This is a genomic window from Pedobacter glucosidilyticus DSM 23534 (assembly GCF_000425145.1).
In the GTDB taxonomy this organism is placed as follows: domain Bacteria; phylum Bacteroidota; class Bacteroidia; order Sphingobacteriales; family Sphingobacteriaceae; genus Pseudopedobacter; species Pseudopedobacter glucosidilyticus.
In genome coordinates this window covers 100,098-114,431 of the sequence record NZ_KE384311.1, presented here as the reverse complement: position 1 = coordinate 114,431, position 14,334 = coordinate 100,098, and the positions used below count along the sequence as shown (strand labels likewise).

At 32.8% G+C, this 14,334-nt stretch carries 19 protein-coding genes; 7 read left to right on the top strand and 12 right to left on the bottom strand.

Going from position 1 to position 14,334, the window contains the following annotated elements; genetic code table 11:
* Positions 1-7: 7 nt before the first annotated feature.
* From H510_RS0113490 to glmM, 3 genes are all read right to left on the bottom strand, one after another.
* Positions 8-217, bottom strand: coding sequence for a hypothetical protein (locus H510_RS0113490; protein ID WP_026904801.1), 210 nt, complete (start codon positions 215-217; stop codon positions 8-10).
* A 63-nt stretch (positions 218-280) separates the two neighbouring features.
* Positions 281-1,414 (bottom strand): cysteine desulfurase family protein, encoded by a 1,134-nt coding sequence (locus H510_RS0113485; RefSeq protein ID WP_026904800.1) that lies wholly within the window; start codon positions 1,412-1,414, stop codon positions 281-283.
* Positions 1,415-1,663: 249 nt separating this feature from the next.
* Positions 1,664-3,046, bottom strand: coding sequence for a phosphoglucosamine mutase (gene glmM / locus H510_RS0113480; RefSeq protein WP_026904799.1), 1,383 nt, complete (start codon positions 3,044-3,046; stop codon positions 1,664-1,666).
* 115 nt (positions 3,047-3,161) lie between these two features.
* Here glmM and H510_RS0113475 point away from each other — a divergent pair, with 115 nt between their 5' ends.
* Genes H510_RS0113475 through H510_RS0113465 form a run of 3 tightly spaced genes read left to right on the top strand, consistent with a single transcriptional unit; the run spans position 3,162 to position 5,163 of the window.
* A complete protein-coding gene (locus H510_RS0113475) occupies positions 3,162-3,893 on the top strand; it encodes an SAM-dependent methyltransferase (RefSeq protein ID WP_026904798.1) in 732 nt (243 codons plus the stop codon).
* On the top strand, positions 3,890-4,462 hold the full coding sequence (locus H510_RS0113470; RefSeq protein WP_026904797.1) for a phosphatase PAP2 family protein: 573 nt from the start codon (positions 3,890-3,892) through the stop codon (positions 4,460-4,462). Before H510_RS0113475 ends, H510_RS0113470 begins: the two co-directional genes overlap by 4 nt.
* A complete protein-coding gene (locus H510_RS0113465; protein ID WP_026904796.1) occupies positions 4,459-5,163 on the top strand; it encodes a ZIP family metal transporter in 705 nt (234 codons plus the stop codon). Before H510_RS0113470 ends, H510_RS0113465 begins: the two co-directional genes overlap by 4 nt.
* A 2-nt stretch (positions 5,164-5,165) precedes the next feature.
* On the opposite strand, the gene H510_RS0113460 is transcribed toward H510_RS0113465, so the two are convergent.
* From H510_RS0113460 to H510_RS0113420, 9 genes are all read right to left on the bottom strand, one after another.
* Positions 5,166-5,615 carry a MarR family winged helix-turn-helix transcriptional regulator gene (locus H510_RS0113460; RefSeq protein ID WP_026904795.1) on the bottom strand — a complete coding sequence of 150 codons (450 nt, stop codon included), beginning with the start codon at positions 5,613-5,615 and terminating at the stop codon, positions 5,166-5,168.
* 13 nt (positions 5,616-5,628) lie between these two features.
* Positions 5,629-5,787 (bottom strand): C1orf53 family protein, encoded by a 159-nt coding sequence (locus H510_RS20265; protein ID WP_162143082.1) that lies wholly within the window; start codon positions 5,785-5,787, stop codon positions 5,629-5,631.
* Positions 5,787-6,725 (bottom strand): MBL fold metallo-hydrolase, encoded by a 939-nt coding sequence (locus H510_RS0113450; protein WP_026904794.1) that lies wholly within the window; start codon positions 6,723-6,725, stop codon positions 5,787-5,789. The genes H510_RS20265 and H510_RS0113450 overlap by 1 nt, the downstream gene beginning before the upstream one ends.
* Entirely contained in the window at positions 6,722-7,318 is a 597-nt protein-coding gene (gene coaE / locus H510_RS0113445) for a dephospho-CoA kinase (protein ID WP_026904793.1), read from the bottom strand. Before coaE ends, H510_RS0113450 begins: the two co-directional genes overlap by 4 nt.
* Positions 7,318-8,265 (bottom strand): YbbR-like domain-containing protein, encoded by a 948-nt coding sequence (locus H510_RS0113440; protein ID WP_026904792.1) that lies wholly within the window; start codon positions 8,263-8,265, stop codon positions 7,318-7,320. The genes coaE and H510_RS0113440 overlap by 1 nt, the downstream gene beginning before the upstream one ends.
* A gap of 87 nt (positions 8,266-8,352) precedes the next feature.
* Complete coding sequence (yajC, locus tag H510_RS0113435) at positions 8,353-8,652, bottom strand: preprotein translocase subunit YajC (RefSeq protein WP_026904791.1); 300 nt, start codon at positions 8,650-8,652, stop codon at positions 8,353-8,355.
* 14 nt (positions 8,653-8,666) lie between these two features.
* On the bottom strand, positions 8,667-9,098 hold the full coding sequence (locus H510_RS0113430; RefSeq protein ID WP_026904790.1) for a DUF1573 domain-containing protein: 432 nt from the start codon (positions 9,096-9,098) through the stop codon (positions 8,667-8,669).
* Positions 9,099-9,106: 8 nt separating this feature from the next.
* A complete protein-coding gene (gene nusB / locus H510_RS0113425) occupies positions 9,107-10,048 on the bottom strand; it encodes a transcription antitermination factor NusB (RefSeq protein ID WP_026904789.1) in 942 nt (313 codons plus the stop codon).
* A 52-nt stretch (positions 10,049-10,100) separates the two neighbouring features.
* Positions 10,101-11,189 (bottom strand): Glu/Leu/Phe/Val family dehydrogenase, encoded by a 1,089-nt coding sequence (locus H510_RS0113420; RefSeq protein ID WP_026904788.1) that lies wholly within the window; start codon positions 11,187-11,189, stop codon positions 10,101-10,103.
* A gap of 171 nt (positions 11,190-11,360) precedes the next feature.
* Here H510_RS0113420 and H510_RS0113415 point away from each other — a divergent pair, with 171 nt between their 5' ends.
* The 4 genes from H510_RS0113415 to H510_RS0113400 all read left to right on the top strand — a co-directional run bounded on the left by H510_RS0113415 (position 11,361) and on the right by H510_RS0113400 (position 14,295).
* A complete protein-coding gene (locus tag H510_RS0113415; protein WP_026904787.1) occupies positions 11,361-13,151 on the top strand; it encodes an ABC transporter ATP-binding protein in 1,791 nt (596 codons plus the stop codon).
* Between the two features lie 90 nt (positions 13,152-13,241).
* Positions 13,242-13,568 carry a DUF3276 family protein gene (locus H510_RS0113410; protein WP_026904786.1) on the top strand — a complete coding sequence of 109 codons (327 nt, stop codon included), beginning with the start codon at positions 13,242-13,244 and terminating at the stop codon, positions 13,566-13,568.
* A 132-nt stretch (positions 13,569-13,700) separates the two neighbouring features.
* Positions 13,701-13,892 (top strand): cold-shock protein, encoded by a 192-nt coding sequence (locus tag H510_RS0113405; protein WP_026904785.1) that lies wholly within the window; start codon positions 13,701-13,703, stop codon positions 13,890-13,892.
* 211 nt (positions 13,893-14,103) lie between these two features.
* On the top strand, positions 14,104-14,295 hold the full coding sequence (locus tag H510_RS0113400) for a cold-shock protein (protein WP_026904784.1): 192 nt from the start codon (positions 14,104-14,106) through the stop codon (positions 14,293-14,295).
* The last annotated feature ends 39 nt before the right edge of the window (positions 14,296-14,334 follow it).

The following is a 14,334-nucleotide window of genomic DNA, read 5'->3' as shown; positions in this document are numbered from 1 at the left end:
ATGATATTTAAAATGTCCCAGGTTCTTTATCAGGACCGATATGCCCTTTATGCGCTCTTGATTTGTTTGCTGGCGATACTGTAAACGTATCCTTACTATCTACAACAGGGTCTGGATTGTTATCTTTTATATCCTCATGCCCTTCTTTTAACAGCTCATCTTTTAACTTTAGCTCTTTTTCTTTCAGCTCGTTTAGCTTTTCTACTTTACTTTCCATAACATCATGTTTTAATTAATAGATTTTATACAGGACGTTAAAACAAATAGCTTGCCAGTAGATTTATAGCTTATATACTTCTTTAACCTTTTCTACCACATAATCAATCTCTTCTTTGGTATTAAGTTTCGAGAAAGAGAACCTAACTGATGGTCGGTTAGCATCTGCACCTATAGCTGTAAGTACATGAGAGCCAATATCTGTTCCGGATGAACATGCACTACCACCAGATGCCGAAATACCATTGATATCTAAATTAAATAAAAGCATATCTGCCATATCCATTTCAGGAAAGCAAACACTTAAAACAGTGTACAAGCTTTTATCAGGCGCTGTTTCTCCATTAAAATGGATATTTGGGATAACTGCTTTTAACTGTTCCATCATATATGTTTTGAGCGATTGAATATATTCTTGATGCTCTTTCATGTGCTCATGAGCTATAGAAAGCGCTTTAGATAAACCTGCTATACCATAAACATTTTCTGTTCCGCCACGCATATTACGCTCTTGCGAACCACCATAAATCATAGGATTTATTTTGATAGATGGATTTACATATAAAAAACCTACTCCTTTAGGGCCATGTAACTTATGAGCAGAACATACTACAAAATGTACTTTTAACTTACTTACATCAAAAGCATAGTGCCCCATGGTTTGCACTGTATCGCAATGAAAGATAGCGCCATATTGCTCACAGAGTTCACCAACCTTTTCAATATCAGTAATGGTAGCAATCTCGTTATTAGCATGCATTAAAGACACTAAAGATTTATCAGCTTTGCTTAATAGCTCTTCTAAATGAGTAAAATCGATATTTCCTTTGCTATCAATTTCCACATAAGAAAGTTTTATTTTACCTGTTTTCTCTAGCATCTCTAAAGTATGACCAACAGCATGATGCTCTATTTTTGAAGTGATGGCATGAGTAATTCCTAAATCCTGAATAGCAGAACGTATAGCCGTATTATCAGCCTCGGTACCTCCGGAAGTAAAAAATATATTTGCCGGAGCAGTATGAAGCAAGTTGGCTACGTTTTTCCTTGCCTTCTCCACAATAGTTCTTACTTCCCTACCATGCGCATGTATAGAAGACGGGTTGCCATAACTTTGCTCCATCACATCCATCATTGCTTGCATCACCTCTTTATCTAAAGGCGTAGTTGCGGCATTATCTAAATATACACGAGTCATTTCTTTATTGAGTGATTACTTATTTATTGATTGAGTGATTTTTGATTGAGTGAATATTTATTGAATGATTGATTGAGTTTTGATTGATTAAATATTTATTGAATGATTGATTGAGTTTTGATTGAATCACAAATTGTTTAGTTCTAGATTTAAAAATATCCGCAAATTCAGATTTACTTATTCTTTCCATTTATTAATCCTAATGAGTTATTCAATATACCCAATCTATCATTCAAAAATCAATCAACATTACTTCAATATCTCCTTAATATCTGCAATAATCTTATTTGCTAAGTTATCGGCAACAGTTTCAGAATCTCCTTCAGAATAAATTCTGATGATAGGTTCTGTATTAGATCTACGTAGATGTACCCACTGTTTATCAAACTCTATTTTTAAACCATCTATAGTAGAATAAGGCTGATTTTTATATTTCTCTTCAACTTGTTTTAGCAAGTTATCGATATCCATTTCTGGTGTAAGCGTGATTTTATTTTTTGAAATGAAATAAGAAGGATAGCTCTTTCTCAACAAAGAAATAGATTTACCATATTTAGCTAAATGTGTTAAAAACAAAGCAATTCCAACTAAAGCATCTCTTCCGTAATGTAATTCAGGATAAATAATTCCACCATTTCCTTCGCCACCTATCACTGCGTTTTCTGCTTTCATCAGGTTTACAACATTTACCTCACCTACCGCAGAAGCTTTATAAACACCACCAGCAGCTTCTGTAACATCTCTTAGCGCTCTTGTAGAAGACAAATTAGAAACGGTATTTCCTGGATTATTTTTTAAGATATAATCAGCAACAGCTACCAACGTATATTCCTCGCCAAACATAGAACCATCTTCACAAACAAAACATAGTCTATCAACATCAGGGTCTACAACAATACCTAAATCGGCTCTGTTTTGTACCACTACTTTAGAAATCTCTGTTAAATTTTCTGGTAATGGTTCTGGGTTATGAGGGAAATGCCCATCTGGCGTACAATAAAGTTCGTAAACAGTTTCTACTCCTAGAGCCTTCAACAATGCAGGAACAAAAATACCTCCAGTAGAATTAACGGCATCTACTGCAATTTTGAAATTAGCTTTTTTAATAGCTTCAACATCAACCAAAGGCAATGCTAAAATCTTATCAATATGCTTTTGAAGATAAGAATCGTCGAATTTAACCGTACCTAAATCATTTACATCAGCAAAGCTTAAAGCGTCACTTTCTGCAATTTCTAAAACCTTTTTACCTTCTTCATCATTGATAAACTCACCTTTATGGTTTAATAATTTTAAGGCATTCCACTGTTTTGGATTGTGGCTAGCAGTTAAAATAATACCTCCACCTGCTTGTTCATCCGGTACGGCAATTTCTACCGTTGGGGTAGTAGATAAACCTAAATCTATAACATCAATACCCAAACCTTGTAAAGTACCTACCACAAGGTTTCTCACCATCTCGCCAGAAATACGAGCATCTCTTCCTACTACAATTTTCTTATTTCCACCTTGTTGTATTACCCAACTACCAAAAGCAGCTGTAAATTTCACCACATCAAACGGGGTTAAAGCGTCTCCAGCCTTACCACCTATAGTACCTCTTATTCCTGAGATTGATTTTATTAAAGTCACGATCGTATATTTTGGGCAAAAATAAACATAAGCATTTGCAATTCTTAATATTGGGGATAAAAACAAATTGAAAGCTTAATTAGCTATATTTGCAACAATTCTAATATTGATATTTATGCCGAAAAAGTGGTTTCAAAATTGGTTTAACTCGCCTTTCTATCATATTCTTTACAAACAAAGAGACGATGAAGAGGCAGAACTTTTTATTGATAACCTTTGTACTTTGCTAAAACCTGCCAAAGACTCAAGAATGTTAGACATTGCTTGTGGAAGAGGCCGGCATGCCATTTATCTGAACAAAAAAGGCTTTGACGTTACCGGGATAGACCTTTCTATTGCCAATATAAAATACGCACACTCTTTTGAAAATAGTCGCTTGCACTTTTTAGTGCATGATATGCGCCATCTATTTTACATCAATTACTTTGATTTTGCTTTTAACCTATTTACCAGCTTTGGTTATTTTGAGACAGAAAAAGAGCATGTAAATGCGCTTAAAAGTTTCTGTAAATCGCTTAAAGCGGATGGAAAATTAGTTTTTGATTATATGAACAGTCAGAAAATCATCAATAAACTAGTTTTAAGAGAAATTAAAGATGTTGACGGTATAGAGTTTCATATCAGCAGAACGGTTAAAGATGATAAAATCATCAAAACCATAGATTTTGAGCATCATGCTAAACCATACTCTTTTAAAGAAGAAGTAAGAGATTTTAAACTTTCAGATTTTGAAAGGATGTTTAAACTGGCCGGCTTAGAAATATCTCATACCTTTGGCGATTATCAGTTAAATAAGTTTGACATCAATCAATCTGATAGACTTATTTTTGTTTGTAAAAAAATATGATAGAACAGCTTGTACAACTAGATCATCAGTTATTTTTTGCCATTAATAAAGGCTTAAGTAATCCGGTATTTGATTTTCTGATGCCAATTTTGCGTAATAAATATACTTGGATTCCACTTTATTTAGCTATTATATTTTTTGCTACCAAATGGTATAAAATGAAAGGCTTGTACTTGGTTATTTTCTTAGCCATTACAGTTTCTATCGCAGATTTTGGAAGTGCCAGTATTTTAAAATCTGCTTTCAAAAGAGTAAGGCCTTGCAATAATATAGAGCTTAAAGAACAAGTTATCAGTCGGGTTCCTTGTGGTTCTGGATTAAGCTTCCCTTCTACACATGCTACTGACCATTTTGCTATAGCTTTATTTCTGATTACCATATTTAGAAAACGCTGGAAATATACCCTTGCAACTGGTCTTATTTGGGCTGCTTCTATAGCTATAGCACAAGTTTATGTAGGAGTACATTTTCCTATAGATATTACTGCTGGCGCTTTATTAGGTTCTTTTATTGGTTTTGGTATAGCTAAATTATATCAAAAATATTTTGCTCTTTCTACGCAATCATGAATTATTTAATCATCCTTATCCTTACCACTGGGGCAATTATTGGCGGCTTTGCGGTATTCTTTGTTAAAAAAGATCATCCGCAAAGACTTAAACTTATTTTAGCTTTTAGTGGCGCTTATTTATTTGCTATAACTGTTTTACACCTTTTACCAGATGTTTATCAAGGTCATAACCATGAGGTTGGTTTATTTATTTTAGGAGGTTTTATCTTACAGATATTGTTAGAGCAATTTTCTGATGGTATAGAGCATGGGCATATCCATAAACACAGCCATCAAAAAAGCTTTCCTTGGGGCATCATGTTGAGTTTAAGTTTACATGCTTTTTTGGAAGGAATGCCCATTGCAGCGGCCAATAATCAAGAATTGGTTTTAGGAATTGCAATTCACCATATACCGGCTGCTTTTGCACTTGGAAGTGTTTTATTAAGCAACCACATTAGTAAACAAACAACCTCTATTTTGCTGGTTATTTTTGCTTTAATGTCGCCTTTTGGTTATTTATTTAGCTTTTCTCTTAAAAATGGAGCTTTCTTGGGCGAGTATTATTCTTCTATTATGGGTATTGTAATTGGTATATTTTTACATATCTCTACTACCATATTATTTGAATCTACGGTAGATCATCGTTTTACTTTAAAAAAGACTTTAGCGGTATCTTTAGGGATTATATTGGCTTTAGTGGGTTACTTTTTACACTAAGTTTACCCTCTAAACTTATCTAATAAATCGCTTAATTGCTTTGCTTCTTCTTCTGAAAGATTGTTTTTCAAAATATTGATGACATGAGTTTCCATTTGAATGGTTTCCAACAACTTAAGTCCTTTATCTGTAATGATGATATCAACCGCTCTCCTATCTTTTTTATTGATAGAGCGTTTAACCAGTTCTTTCTGAACCAAACGATCAACTATACGAGAGGCGTCAGACATTTTATCTAACATACGTTCTTTTAATAAGTTTATAGTGGCTGGATTAGGAAGTTGTCCCCTTAAAATTCTAAGAACATTATACTGTTGCGGAGTAATATTAGATTTATCTAATTCGCTTTTTAAATGATTGCTTAACCAACCATGTGTGTAAAGAATATTCACGATAGCTTTATTGTAAAAACTATCAAAACCTTTGCTAAATATCTCTTTTTCTAATTCCATAATTTAAGCAAGTTTACTTCTTTATATTTTTATCAGTCTTTTCCTTTTTATAAGACCAAGGGCAATGTTTACATCCGTTTTTACAGCAATAGCCACGCTTTAAATGATAAGCTTCTGTAAATACAAAATTACCATCTTTGTTAATATAATAATCAATATTTTCTACCAACATTAAAGCAACTTAACTACTAAATCCTTTTTAAAATATTGTTTAAGTGCCATACCATCACCATGTAAAGTCCAAATTTCTTTAGGTTTAACCTCTTTTATGGTATACAAAATATCGTTCCAATCTACATGGTCAGAAATATATAAAGCAGCATCATTACCTTTTTGTAAATATTTCCACCCGGATGCAAATACTCTGGCTACTCCTTTAGCTCTTATATAACTATTAAAAGTTAATGGTGGCACTAAATATACTTGTTGTAACTGATTTTGTTTTAAACTTTTTCTATTATATAATTGATATTTGCCTAATTGATATCCAGAAGCTTCGTAAAGCTGGTGTATTGGATAAATAGCGTAATGTACATGAACTTCTTTTTGCGGGCAAAACTGGTTTATTAAACTTGTAATTCTTTGTGCTTTACCTAAACCGTACACTCCAAGAATGATATTTTGTTCTATTTCATTTAACTTTTTTATCTCATCCTCTACGTTTGGATGTTGTATTTCTGGATTTGCGAAGGTTGTTTCGGTAATCAAAACATCGGCTTTAACCAATTCGGCTGGCTCGCAAGTAGCGTCTTCTTGTAACTTATAATCTCCAGTGTATAAATAAGAGCAGCCTAGATATTCCATTTTCACCATAGCAGAACCTAAAATATGCCCAGCTGGATAAAAAGTTAGCTTCACATCCTTAATAAAAAATTCTTGATAATAATGGATAATATTAAAGTCTTTAGCAGCTTGTTTTTTATAACGAAGCTCCATTAACTTTCTTGTAAATGAAGTACAATATACGTTATGGTTATTAGCCTTTGCGTGGTCACCATGTGCGTGAGAAATGACAGCATGTTGTACTGGCAATTGTGGATCTAAATAAAAATCGGCGTATCGGCAATAAATTCCCTCTGGTTTAAGGACTAAAAAATCATCTATAATCATTTCTGTTGAGCTAAAAGCACCAATTGATGATGTAATTTTAAAACCTGTGGTATGATATGTAATTCCTCATTATTAAGGATAAAAAAATCAGCCAGCTTTTGTTTTTCCTCTTCTGGAAGTTGCTTTTCAATGCGCTCTAAAACCTTTTCTCTACTAGTTTGGTCTCTTTCCATTACCCTTTTGATACGTAACTCAACCGACGAAGAAACTAAAATATTAGAATCATTGTCCAAATAAGATTTGCTTTCAAAAAGTAAAGCTGCTTCTTTTAAAACATAAGGTGCGCTTTGTTTCTCGCTCCAAAGTAAAAAAGCATCTTTTACAGCGGGATGAATGATAGCGTTTAAAGCGTTTAATTTTTCATTATCCTTAAAAACAATATCGGCTATGTATTTTCTATTTAGGCTAGTATCCGGAAAATAGGCAGAATCTCCAAATAAATTAACTATAGCTTGTTTAACAGCTAAATCACTCAACATCAATTCTTTGCCTACTGTATCAGCATAAAAAACAGGGATTCCTAAAAGTTCAAACAATTTACATATTGTGGTTTTACCACTACCAATACCGCCTGTAATGCCTACTTTCATCATTATTTAAGAATCATAAAATCTACCTGTTGCGGCATTACCTGACTTATCTTAACATAAGCATTTTTATTCTTGATAACAATCGGGAGCTTACTAGCTCCAGATTTCCTCCATAAGCTTAAATCAGCGGTTACATTAAAATCTTCTTCATTAATATCAGCATAATAAGAAAGGGCTACCATTACCGTAAGGGTAACCTTTTCAGGAATAATTTTAACCTGATGATATTCTGGGTTATTAACTACTCTAACTGGTATAGTGATAACTTTTTCCGTAAACTCTTCTACAGGTAACTGCATTTCTACAGAAAGCGGGAATAAGCTAATATTAGGTTCTAAAGGTTGTTTTAAATTTACTTTTGCAGCTAAAGAAGCATCTACATTTTTCTTTCTGAAGGTATCTGTTTCCCAATAACTAATACGCTGCAATTGTTCTAAAGGACCTGTTATGGTTATATAAGCTGGCTTTAATTGGATATCTTTTGATTGTCCAAACTGTTTTTTATAATTGACATCAGCAATAAACTTCACAGGTACCCGCTTAACTTTCCGAGTTGTAAAATCAAAGAAAAGGGTATCTGGCTGTACGCTGATGATTCTCTGTAAAGATGAAAATTGCTGGTTTATAGCTGGTAATTGCTCAGTAAAAGTTACGAAATGCTGCTTTTGTAATGAAGCTAAATCTACTTTAATCTCTTTAGAGCCTACCCCTATTCTATTAAATAAAAGCTGCCAACCAGTACCCTGTACATTTAGTATAACAGTATCAGACTGTAAAGGATAAAAAGCTTTGTTTTGAGGAAGATTTTTAAAGGTTACCAACGTTTTAAGCTGATAATCGTACTTAAGAGATAAAGAGTAAAACATCCAGGCGGTAACAGCTAAAAGTAAACAAGTAAAAAATATACTTATTCTTTTACGCTCTGCTGCAGATAACCGGATGATTGCCATAGATTAAAAATTAAGGCTATTTGTTTATTTACAACAAAAATGCCGTTTCGAATATATCAAAACGGTACCTTTAATTTATTTTTTTGATTAGCTATTTAAGCTTTTAGAAGATTCTAAAGAAACTGCCGCTTTTTCAAATCTAATTTTGCCACCACCTTCTGTTTCTAAAACAATGGTAGTTTCATTTAAATCAACAATTCTACCGTGTATACCAGCAGTAGTAATTACTTTATCTCCTTTTTTTAATTCAGCAACAAACTTTTTATGGTCTTTAGCTTTTTTCATTTGTGGTCTTATCATGAAAAAATAGAAAACCACTACGATTAATAGCATCGGAAGGAATTGCATTACCCCGCTACCTGCTTGTAATAAAACAAAATTTAACATATCTATCATTTAATTTATTGAGTTACTTCTCCTATAAGGTGTATTTGTGTAGTATTTGGAACTGTATTAGCCAAAATGGTTACCACTTTATCTTGTAAACCAACTTTACCTGCACTATCAAATACTACCGTAATTTTTGCAGTACCGCCTACTGCAATTGGCTCTTTTGGCCATTCTGGCACCGTACAACCACAAGTTGCACTCGCATTTAAAATAATTAATGGCGCTTCTCCAGTATTTTCAAATATAAAATCATGAGATACCTTCTCGCCGTCTTTTATCTTACCAAAATCATAAGTTCCTTCTTCAAAAGTAATAGCTGCCGCACCATCTGTTGATACGTTTGTGGTATCGGTACTATTAGCATCACTTTTTGTTGAACCATTATTGCTACATCCTGTGAAAAGAAAAATAGCAACGCCTAGTACTAAAAAACATTTTCTCATATCGCTTCTTAATTTAAACCTCTTCCGTATTTTCTTATTTTATTTTGGGAGCTCAATTCCTCAAATATTTTGTCTAAAATACCATTTATGAATGAATTACTCTTAGGTGTACTAAATTCTTTTGCTATTTCTAGATATTCATTGATGGTAACCTTAACCGGGATACTTGAGAAATATATCATTTCTGCTATAGCCATTTTCATGATGATAACATCCATCATGGCAATCCTATCTGCTTCCCAATTTTTAGTTTTACCAGCAATAAGCCCCTGAAAAGTGCTTTCGTTAGCAACAGTTTTATGAAATAAATCTGTGATAAACTCTTTATCCTCTGCCCAATTAGAACTAATTTGTGCTAATTTATGGTCTCCTTCTAAAGAAGAAAAATTCTTTAATGTTTTAGCTATCATGGCTTGTAAAACATCTTGATCTACTTGCCAATTGATATGCTTTTCTTCTAAGGCAGATTGCGCTAAAGAAGATTTTAAGATGATTTTCTTGAAAATAAATTTGATGATGTCTTTATCTGTATGTAAATCTTGGCCATCTGCCTTGATATATTCTTGATATTCTGTTGAGGCTTTTAAAGACGCAAATAAAGAACGAGCAAGTTCTGGATCAAAATCCCATGAAGTTTTGTACTTTTTTATAGCTTGTTGATAATCTTCAGACTCTAATAAAAGTTTTATAAATAGGTTGTTTAAAATTTTAAGATTCGGATTTAAATCCTCCTCCGAAGGCAAATGTTTATTAGCCCTTTCTATTGCATCAATATCTGCATATTGCACAACATCATTAATTAAAGCTAACAAGCCAATATACATTTCATAAACTTTATCTACACTTGCCAATAAGTTTTTCTCTTGCAGCCTGTAATCTGTAGATTCGGTTTGTTGAAACGCATACAGCGTTTGCATTACTTTTACTCTTAAATGCCTTCTATTTAACATATTTTAAAGAACGATCTGGTTTTTAAAAAACCTAATTTGTATATGGGTATAATTAATTTGATGATTTTATCTTTCTAATATCTGCAATTCTCTTTTCTGCTATTTTATTAGCAGCTAAATAAGTTGGAATTTCTTCTTGTTTTGATTTTCTTAACACTTCTCTGGTTGCCTCGTAAATATTTTCTGCCAATTGCATGGTTCTTTTTCTAGAGTAACCTTCTAATTCAGAGTAGCAGTTGATTAAACCTCCAGCATTAATTAAATAATCTGGCGCATATAAGATGCCTTTTTCTAAAAGTAGTTGCCCATCAGCTTTTTCGTCTGCTAATTGGTTATTGGCAGAACCAGCTATAATAGCACATTTCATTTTAGCTATAGTTTCTGAGTTTACGGTAGAACCCAAAGCGCAAGGTGCGTAAATATCAAAATCTATATCAAATAAACGACTGTTGTTTACCGCTTCTGCACCGTATTGACGAGCTACTTTAATTAATCGCTCTTCATTGATATCACTTACATAAACTTTAGCGTTTTCTGCTCTTAAAAGACTTACCAGATTTTCGCCTACATGTCCTGTTCCTTGTACGGCAACAGTTCTTCCAGCTAAAGAATCTGTCCCAAACATTTCTTTAACACAAGCTTTTATCCCCATGAAAACACCTTTTGCTGTAACTGGAGATAAATCGCCATTGCCCCCCATTACTTCCGGTATACCGGTTACATATTTAGTTTCCATACGGATGTATTCCATGTCTTTAGGACTGGTTCCTACATCTTGTGTAGTAATAAAAGCTCCATTTAAGTTTTGGATGAAACGTCCAAATCTGCGCATCATCACTTCGGTTTTGTCTTTTCTGCTATCGCCAATAATAACTGCTTTGCCCCCACCTAAATTTAAGCCGGTGATAGCCGCTTTATAAGTCATGGCTTGTGATAAGCGCAAAACATCATTTAAAGCTTCTGCTTCTGTAGCGTAATCCCACATTCTGGTACCACCAAGAGCAGGACCTAATACAGTATTATGTATAGCGATAATAGCCTTTAAGCCAGTTTCTTCATCATTACAAAATACAACTTGCTGGTGACTTAATAACCCTAATTGGCTAAATACGGAACTTTCTTCTAAACGAACAGATGACATAAAATCAATATAATTGAACCCGAAGATCTTTGACAAAAGTAGCTGTTTTTTTTGAATTTTATATACAGTAACAGCTAAGACCGTAACAATTTTAATGAATAGCTCTTTTTGTACCTTGTTTTAAAAACTGAATGTGATAACCAAAATAATGCTGTAACTTTGATGAAATCCATGAAAGAATTAGCTTATCTCAATAAATTTTTCTTTAAGTACCGCTGGAAACTTATACCAGGTATTATATTTGTCATCATCTCTAATTTTTTTGCTGTTGTACCTGCTCAAATTATTCGTCTAGCATTAGACTTGGTAAATGAAAATATTGCCTTGTACAGATTATTTTTCGGTTTCAATAGGCAAGAAATCATCTACGATTTATTTGGTACTAGCCTACTGTTTTTTGGTCTATTGGTGCTATTGATGGCTTTAACACGTGGTATTTTCTTGTTTTTCATGAGACAGACTATTATTCTTACCTCAAGACATATAGAGTACGATTTAAAAAACGACATCTATAATCAATATCAAAAGCTGGATATGGCTTTCTTCAGGAAAAACAATACTGGTGATTTAATGAACCGAGTTACCGAGGATGTGAGTAGAGTAAGAATGTACGTAGGTCCGGCTATTATGTACGCTATCAACACTACAGTACTTTTTGCACTCATCATTATAGCTATGGTAGGTGTAAACCTAAAATTGGCTTTATATTGCTTAGCTCCCTTACCAATATTAGCTATTGCTATTTATTATGTAAATAGCATCATCAACTTAAAAAGCGAGAAAATACAGGAACGCTTAAGCGATTTATCTTCTTACGTACAAGAATCTTTTGCAGGCATTAGGGTAATTAAATCTTATGGTAGAGAGGAACAGATAAGAGCAGGTTTTGCAGAGGAAAGTGAAAGTTATAAAACAGAATCTTTATCCTTAGTTAGGGTACAAGCTTTGTTTTATCCTTTTATGTTATTGATGATTGGCTTAAGTACCATTATAACCGTTTACATGGGGGGTATTGAGGTTATGCAAGGAAAAATTACAGCTGGTAATATTGCGGAATTTATCATCTATGTAAACCAGTTAACCTTTCCGGTGATGTCTTTAGGATGGGTAACTTCTTTAATTCAAAGAGCAGCAGCATCACAAAAAAGAATTAATAATTTTTTAAGTATAAAGCCAGATATTTATAGTGAATCTGAAGCTATTACAAAAAAAATCACAGGTGATATAACCTTTAAAAATGTGAGTTTTACCTATCCAGATACCGGTATAAAAGCTTTAAAAAATATAAGCTTTGAAGTAAAATCTGGAGAAATGCTAGCTGTAATTGGCAAAACCGGCTCGGGTAAATCTACATTGGCCAATCTTTTATTGAGGATGTATGATATCGATAAAGGAGAAATTTTAATTGACGGTACTCCTATTCATCAATTAAATTTAGAAAACTATCGTAGACAAGTTGGTTTTGTACCGCAAGAAGTTTTCTTGTTTTCTGATACGATTGCCCGTAATATTGCCTTCAGTTTAGACAAAATGGATATGTCTAAAGTAGAACAAGCTGCTAAAGATGCTGCTGTTTACCATAATATAATGGAGTTTGACCAGCAATTTGAAACCTTTATTGGCGAACGTGGTATCACATTATCAGGAGGACAAAAACAACGCGTTTCTATAGCTAGGGCTATTATAAACTCGCCACAAATACTCATTTTTGATGATAGCTTATCTGCTGTTGATACCAAAACAGAAGAAACTATTTTAAATAATTTAGGTAAGATTATGCACCATAAAACCAGTGTTATGATTGCGCACAGGGTATCTACCATTAAAAATGCCGATAAAATAATTGTTTTAGAAGATGGTGAGATTGCAGAAATTGGCAATCATGAAAGTTTATTGGCTAAAAAAGGCTCGTATTATGATTTATACGAGAAGCAACTACTAGAAGAAGAACAGGTTAGTTAATTTTTAACGAATTTGCATTAACAATTATTTGGAACTTTAGTTTTTTCTTTCTTTATTTAACCAATCAAAACTAAAAACTTGACAACAGCAATGGGAGATTACGAAAACAAAGAGAGAGAAGAGGTTTTTTCTAAAAAAGTAAGGGCAGGAAAAAGAACTTATTTTTTTGATGTAAAATCAACAAGATCAAATGATTATTACATTACTGTAACCGAAAGCAAAAAAAGACTAGAAGACGGCGTATTTGTAAAACATAAGATTTTTTTATATAAAGAAGATTTTGAAAAATTTGCTGAAGGTCTTGCTGAAACTGTAGATTATATAAAAGCACACCAAGAAGTTGTAGAAAAAAGATATGAGTACAATCCTGACGGTGCTCCGCAAAAAGTAGATGATGATTTCTCTTTTGAAATTTAATAACTACTTATAGATGATATAAAGCCATGAATAATCTTCATGGCTTTTTTTATGATATTTTTTTTGAAAACTTAAAACAATAGTAATTTTAAATTATTATGTATACATTTGATACAATTAATAACAATTACAATGAACAATGGAACAGTAAAGTTCTTTAACTCAACCAAAGGATTTGGTTTTATTAAAGAAGATGGAACGAGCAAAGAATATTTTGTACACGTTTCAGGTCTGATTGACGAAATCAGAGAAAATGACGAAGTTACTTTCGACCTACAGGACGGAAAAAAAGGATTAAATGCAGTGAATGTTAAACTTGCTTAATTGCAGGTCTCTTAATATAGATCACATTTAAAGTCATCAAAGCCCTCGTTTTTTTAGAAACGAGGGCTTTTTTGTTTACTAAAAAGCTTAAATATCTATTAAAATTAATTAAATAATATAAAGCTTTAAAATTTAATCAAATATTAAATTTATTAAAAATTAGTTTTACATTTTTATTTTTATTATATTTGCTTCAATTAAAAATTATAACATGAATAATGGAACAGTAAAGTTCTTTAATTCTACCAAAGGTTTTGGTTTTATTAAAGAAGACGGAACAAACAATGAGTATTTTGTACACGTTTCGGGTCTGGTAGATGATATCAGAGAAAATGACGAAGTAACTTTCGACCTTCAAAATGGTAAAAAAGGATTAAATGCTGCTAATGTAAGACTTGCTTAATTGCAGCTTTTTATATAATTAAACATTTAAAGTCATTAC

Coding starts and splice junctions, on each gene's coding strand:
- H510_RS0113475 (WP_026904798.1), top strand. CDS start 3,162: ATGCCGAAAAAGTGGTTTCAAAATTGGTTTAACTCGCCTTTCTATCAT.
- H510_RS0113415 (WP_026904787.1), top strand. CDS start 11,361: ATGAAAGAATTAGCTTATCTCAATAAATTTTTCTTTAAGTACCGCTGG.
- nusB (WP_026904789.1), bottom strand. CDS start 10,048: ATGTTAAATAGAAGGCATTTAAGAGTAAAAGTAATGCAAACGCTGTAT.
- H510_RS0113485 (WP_026904800.1), bottom strand. CDS start 1,414: ATGACTCGTGTATATTTAGATAATGCCGCAACTACGCCTTTAGATAAA.
- H510_RS0113465 (WP_026904796.1), top strand. CDS start 4,459: ATGAATTATTTAATCATCCTTATCCTTACCACTGGGGCAATTATTGGC.
- H510_RS20265 (WP_162143082.1), bottom strand. CDS start 5,787: ATGTTGGTAGAAAATATTGATTATTATATTAACAAAGATGGTAATTTT.
- coaE (WP_026904793.1), bottom strand. CDS start 7,318: ATGATGAAAGTAGGCATTACAGGCGGTATTGGTAGTGGTAAAACCACA.
- H510_RS0113420 (WP_026904788.1), bottom strand. CDS start 11,189: ATGTCATCTGTTCGTTTAGAAGAAAGTTCCGTATTTAGCCAATTAGGG.
- H510_RS0113460 (WP_026904795.1), bottom strand. CDS start 5,615: ATGGAATTAGAAAAAGAGATATTTAGCAAAGGTTTTGATAGTTTTTAC.
- H510_RS0113470 (WP_026904797.1), top strand. CDS start 3,890: ATGATAGAACAGCTTGTACAACTAGATCATCAGTTATTTTTTGCCATT.
- H510_RS0113405 (WP_026904785.1), top strand. CDS start 13,701: ATGAACAATGGAACAGTAAAGTTCTTTAACTCAACCAAAGGATTTGGT.
- H510_RS0113430 (WP_026904790.1), bottom strand. CDS start 9,098: ATGAGAAAATGTTTTTTAGTACTAGGCGTTGCTATTTTTCTTTTCACA.
- H510_RS0113490 (WP_026904801.1), bottom strand. CDS start 217: ATGGAAAGTAAAGTAGAAAAGCTAAACGAGCTGAAAGAAAAAGAGCTA.
- H510_RS0113410 (WP_026904786.1), top strand. CDS start 13,242: ATGGGAGATTACGAAAACAAAGAGAGAGAAGAGGTTTTTTCTAAAAAA.
- yajC (WP_026904791.1), bottom strand. CDS start 8,652: ATGTTAAATTTTGTTTTATTACAAGCAGGTAGCGGGGTAATGCAATTC.
- H510_RS0113440 (WP_026904792.1), bottom strand. CDS start 8,265: ATGGCAATCATCCGGTTATCTGCAGCAGAGCGTAAAAGAATAAGTATA.
- H510_RS0113400 (WP_026904784.1), top strand. CDS start 14,104: ATGAATAATGGAACAGTAAAGTTCTTTAATTCTACCAAAGGTTTTGGT.
- H510_RS0113450 (WP_026904794.1), bottom strand. CDS start 6,725: ATGATTATAGATGATTTTTTAGTCCTTAAACCAGAGGGAATTTATTGC.